Origin of the sequence: Streptomyces acidicola, from assembly GCF_009377235.1 — a bacterium.
Classification (GTDB): domain Bacteria; phylum Actinomycetota; class Actinomycetes; order Streptomycetales; family Streptomycetaceae; genus Streptomyces; species Streptomyces acidicola.
Genome location: NZ_VMNX01000508.1, coordinates 1 through 1,554, shown reverse-complemented (window position 1 = coordinate 1,554; position 1,554 = coordinate 1). Strand labels below are relative to the sequence as shown.

General features: G+C 70.1%; 2 protein-coding genes. Both read right to left on the bottom strand.

Annotation, left to right across the window (positions count from 1 at the left end):
* The coding region (locus FPZ41_RS46440; protein WP_322621598.1) for a DALR anticodon-binding domain-containing protein at window positions 1–825 on the bottom strand (825 nt) is incomplete at its 3' end.
* Window positions 826–980: 155 nt separating this feature from the next.
* Window positions 981–1,454 (bottom strand): response regulator, encoded by a 474-nt coding sequence (locus FPZ41_RS46435; RefSeq protein WP_322621599.1) that lies wholly within the window; start codon window positions 1,452–1,454, stop codon window positions 981–983.
* Window positions 1,455–1,554: the final 100 nt, after the last annotated feature.

Here is a 1,554-nt window from a genome sequence, read left to right as displayed (position 1 = left end):
GTCCTCGCGGGGGGCCTCTGAGGGGTGGTGGTGAGCGTCGCGTACGTGCGCATCTTGCTCATCCAGGTCTCGTACGTCACCCGGGGTGCTGGTGAAGCCGAGGGCGGTGGCGTTGCGGTGGAGGGCCCGGGCGCGGGCATGGGCGTAACGGACCCGGAAGAGGGGGTTGCTCGCACGCTGCACGAGGTGATCGGCGGTGATCCGGGGCCGGTCGTGGGCGGCGGGGTACAGCAACGCCCACCGGACGGCGTCGGGCCCGAGCGGTGCGGGGTCCTCCGGCGCCGGGACGGGCCGCAGGTTCACGGGCTCGGCGTGCTCGACCTCGACGCGGCCTCCCTGACTGCCGATGATCCGCACGAGGGCGTCGGCGACGACTTCGGCGCGGATGTCGTACGGGATGCGCAGGGCGACGGCTTCTCCGCGAAGGTCGTCGCTGTGCCCGTAGGCCCCGTGGAACTCTTGCTGGGCGCCTTGCTGAGCCCCCTGCTGCTCGCCTTGCCGGGCCCCTTGTTGGATGCTGCGGACCAGCGCCGTGGTGGCGGCCCCATCGAGATGGATGTTGAGAAAACCGGGCCCGGTGATCTCGACGTCGGAGACGCCTTCCGTACGGCTGATGTGGGGGCGCAGGATCTCGGCGATCTGCCGGGGCGGGCGGCCGGCGGGCCGTGCCAGCTGCAACGCGATGTTCGTCGCGTAGTCCCCCCGTCCACCGGGTCCAGGCGGCGTCACCACGGCCCGTTCCGGCACCGCCACGCTCAGCTCCCCCTCATCCACAGCACGACGCACCGCGCGCAGCACGGTACGGGAGAGCTCGACGGGGGTCACGGGACAAGCGTATGGGAGGAGGGGGGTGGGTAGGCGAGCCGGTTTGGCGGAGGTCCGGGATGTGGACGGGAGTGGGAAGGAGTCCACGTATGACGCCGGTCCCGCCGAGGTCATGCGAGGTGGGGGGGGCGGCCCCGGCTCAGCGACGTACTGGCTCAGCCCGCGGTCCCGCCGACGGACGTGGTCGTACCACCACCGAGGCCGAACTGGGAGTCGTCCTCGTGCCCGCCCACGTCCCCACCGCCAGCACTCGCCTCGCCCAGCTTTCCCAGCGCACGCCGCTCGATCAACTCCCGCACGATCCGCACGAGTTCAACGGGCTCGAACGGCTTCGCGAGAAAGACGTCGACACCGACATCGAGCCCGGCCTCGACCTCGTACTGGCTACAGGCGCTGACGATGGCGATGGGCAGGTTCCGGGTGCGGGGGTCGTTGCGGAGCCGCGCGGCGGTACGCAAGCCGTCGAGCCGGGGCATGACGACATCGAGGGTGATGACATCCGGCCGAACCTGGTGAACCACATCCAGACACTCGGCACCATCGGCCGCGGTCACCACCTCAAGCCCCTCAAGCTCAAGATTGACCCTGATCAGCTGCCGGATGACCTTGTTGTCGTCCACAACAAGCACTCGGCCGAACGCGCCTGGCACAACTTGAGAGTAGGTCGACACCCACCGCCGCGTCCGGGTTTTCCCCACTTCCACCCCGTCCGTGCGCCCTCCCCCAGGT